This is a genomic window from Mesorhizobium sp. M2A.F.Ca.ET.037.01.1.1 (assembly GCF_003998075.1).
Taxonomy (GTDB): domain Bacteria; phylum Pseudomonadota; class Alphaproteobacteria; order Rhizobiales; family Rhizobiaceae; genus Mesorhizobium.
Window position 1 is genome coordinate 1 of record NZ_RZSA01000743.1, and the last position, 3,438, is coordinate 3,438.

Genomic DNA, 3,438 nt, shown 5'->3' on the forward strand with positions numbered 1-3,438 from the left:
ATCCGCGCCCCTATGCGGAAATCCTGCGCCAATGGTCGTCGGTGCATCCGGAATTTTCGTTTCTGCCCAGAAAATTCAAGATCGCGGTGACGGGCGCCGAGCGCGATCGCGCCGCCATCCAGACCCATGACATCGGCCTGCATCTGAAGAAGAACGCGGCCGGCGAGCTGGGCTTCGCGGTCTATGTCGGCGGCGGCCAGGGCCGCACGCCGATGGTGGCCAAGAAGATCCGCGATTTCCTGCCGGAAGCTGATCTTCTGTCCTACTGCACGGCGATCCTGCGCGTTTACAATCTCTACGGCCGCCGCGACAACAAGTACAAGGCGCGCATCAAGATCCTGGTGCACGAGACCGGCGTGGAGGAGATCACCCGCCAGATCGAAGCCGAATGGCAGGAGCTGAAGGACGCCGAGCTGAAGTTGCCGGAGGCGGACATTCAGGCCATCAACGCCTATTTCGCGGCGCCGGCGCTGACCGCCCGGCCTGAGGGCGACGATGTGGTGAAGCAGGCGCGGCTCGATTCCAAGAGCTTTTCGGAATGGCTCGACCAGAATGTCGTGACGCATCGCCATCCCGACTATGCGGCGGTCACGATCTCGCTCAAGGGCATCGGCGAGGTGCCCGGCGACGCCAGCGACAGCCAGATGGAAGCGGTGGCCGACATCGCCGAGAAATACGCCTTCGACGAATTGCGGGTCAGCCACGAACAGAACCTCATCCTGCCGCATGTGGCGCGCGCCGACCTGAAGGCGGTCTATGACGCGCTGGTGGAGATCGGTCTCGCGACGGCCAATTCCAACCTGATCAGCGACATCATCTCCTGCCCCGGCCTCGATTATTGCGCGCTGGCCACGGCGCGCTCGATCCCGATCGCGCAGGAAATCTCGCAGCGCTTCGCCTCGCTGGAGCGGCAGCGCGAGATCGGCGAGTTGAAGCTGAAGATCTCCGGCTGCATCAATGCCTGCGGCCACCACCATGTCGGCCATATCGGCATCCTCGGCGTCGAGAAGAAGGGCTCCGAGCTCTACCAGGTGACGCTCGGCGGCTCGGCCGACGAGAACACCTCCGTGGGCGAGATCATCGGCCGCGGCTTCTCATCGGAAGAGATCACCGATGCCATCGAGCAGATCGTCGACACTTATCTCGGCCTTCGGCTCAGTCCCGACGAACGTTTTATCGACGCCTACCGCCGAGTCGGTCCCGCGCCATTCAAGGAGGCGCTCTATGCTGGCGAAACCAAGGCCGCTTGACCGTATTGTCGACGTCGAGGCCGGCATCGCCGCCGAAGCGGCGGGGCTCGACGCGCTGCTCGGCCATCTGAAGCCGATCGAGATCATCGAGCGCGCGGCGCGCGAATCCTTCCGCGGCGAGGTCGCGGCGGTCTCGTCCTTCGGCGCGGATTCGGCGGTGCTGCTGCACATGATCTCGGAGATCGACCGCACGCTGCCGGTGATCTTCCTCGACACCGGCAAGCATTTCGAGGAGACGCTCGGCTATCGCGACGCGCTGGTCGCCGATTTCGGCCTGACGGATGTCCGGGTGATCAAGCCGGACGAGGCGGCGCTCGAACGCGTCGACCCGACCGGCCAGCTCAACGAGACCGACACGGACGCCTGCTGCAATGTCCGCAAGGTGGAGCCGCTGGCGCGCGGCGTCGAGCCGTTCCGCGCGTGGTTCACCGGGCGCAAGCGCTTCCAGGCTTCGACGCGCGCGGCGCTGCCCGTCTTCGAGGCGGTCGGCTCGCGCATCCGCATCAACCCGCTGGCGCATTGGACGACGTCGGATCAGGCCGACTATATGCGCGCGCATGCGTTGCGCGAAAATCCGCTGGTCGCCTATGGTTATCTCTCGATCGGCTGCTTCCCGTGCACGCAGCCGGTGCAGCCCGGCGAGGACGCGCGCAGCGGCCGCTGGGCCGGGCACGCCAAGACCGAGTGCGGTATCCACCTCTCCGGACTGGAGAAGTCGCTGACCGACGCCTCTCTTTAGGACACGCGATATTCAGGTGAGGCCGGCCTGCAAATGGCGACTTCCTGCGCTTCCGGTGCTCACGTACTTCAAGTACGCTCCTGCTCCGGTTCTCGGAAGCCACCATTTTCGGCTCGGCCTGACCTGAATCTCGGCATATCCTTGCAATCGTTAGGACTTTAGGATTTTTGATGACTGGATCGACTTCAGCGGGGACCCGCCTCTGGACCCCGGACGGCTTTCGCGAGGACGAGTGGACGCACGCCGAAAGCGCCGAGGCGCTTGCCGGCAATGGCCGTTTCATCCTGCCGCTGCAGGCTTTTCTCGGGCTGGATGAAGAGGTCCGCAAGTCAGCCAAGGAGCGTCTCGGCGTGCTGCTGCAGCCCGGCGACGAGCTCGACAAGATAACCGGCCTGCTTGACCAGCTGTCGCTGGTCGCGCTCGCCTTCCCGGCCTTCAATGACGGCCGCTCGTTTTCCAAGGGCGAGTTGCTGCGCGCCCGGCATCATTTCAAGGGCACGGTGCGCGCCACCGGCCAGGTGCTGGTCGACCAGCTGCCGCATATGCTGCGGCTCGGCTTCGACGAGTTCGAGGTTTCCAACCCGGTGCTGTTGAAGCGGCTGGAGGAAGGGCGGACCGGCGGGCTGCCGGTCTATTATCAGCCGGCCGTGGAGCCTGAGCCCAAGGGTCCGAAATATTCCTGGCGGCGCAAGCGCGCTGGATCAGAATGACGTCTGGTTGACCGTCATCCTGATCCAGTCCTTTGTCGGAGCATGATCTTTTCCGAACCCTCGGTTCGGGATCATGCTCTGGCTGACGCAGCGGCATCTTTACAAGCAGCGCAAGCAGGCATTCTCTCCAGACAACGGACGGAAAGATCCGCCGGGAGGGAACCATGCGCTACGACTATGTGATTGCCGGCGGCGGCTCCGCCGGCTCGACGCTTGCCGCGAGACTTTCCGAGGACCCATCGAAGACGGTCTGCCTGCTCGAGGCGGGAGGCGCGGGCAAGGATCTCTTGATCCGCGCGCCGGCCGGCATCATCGCGCTGCTGCCTGGACGGCCGAAGATCAACAATTGGGGCTTCCAGACAGTACCGCAGGAAGGTCTCAACGGCCGCAGGGGCTATCAGCCGCGCGGGAAGGGCTTGGGTGGATCGAGCGCCATCAACGCCATGCTCTACACGCGGGGCAATCGCCGCGACTATGACGAATGGGCCGAGCTCGGCTGCGACGGCTGGTCGTGGGACGAGGTGCTGCCCTATTTCCGGCGCGCCGAAGGCAACCAGCGCGGGGCTGACGCGCTGCATGGCGGCGACGGGCCGCTCAGGGTCTGCGAGCAGCAGGAGCCGCGCGCGATCTCCAGGGCCTTCGTCGAGGCCTGCGGCGAAAACCAGATCAGGCTGAACGACGATTTCAACGGGCCGGAGCAGGAAGGGGCCGGCCTCTACCAGGTGACGCAGTTCTGGGG

At 64.8% G+C, this 3,438-nt stretch carries 4 protein-coding genes; all 4 read left to right on the forward strand.

Going from position 1 to position 3,438, the window contains the following annotated elements; genetic code table 11:
* On the forward strand, window positions 1-1,250 hold a 1,250-nt coding region (locus EOA27_RS28130; protein ID WP_145970576.1), incomplete at its 5' end, for a nitrite/sulfite reductase.
* Window positions 1,225-1,989 (forward strand): phosphoadenylyl-sulfate reductase, encoded by a 765-nt coding sequence (locus EOA27_RS28135; RefSeq protein WP_042641022.1) that lies wholly within the window; start codon window positions 1,225-1,227, stop codon window positions 1,987-1,989. The genes EOA27_RS28130 and EOA27_RS28135, both read left to right, overlap by 26 nt.
* Window positions 1,990-2,159: 170 nt before the next feature.
* Window positions 2,160-2,699: a DUF934 domain-containing protein gene (locus EOA27_RS28140; protein ID WP_126081178.1), complete on the forward strand. Its 540-nt coding sequence runs from the start codon at window positions 2,160-2,162 to the stop codon at window positions 2,697-2,699.
* A 164-nt stretch (window positions 2,700-2,863) separates the two neighbouring features.
* On the forward strand, window positions 2,864-3,438 hold a 575-nt coding region (locus tag EOA27_RS28145), incomplete at its 3' end, for a GMC family oxidoreductase N-terminal domain-containing protein (RefSeq protein WP_189562132.1).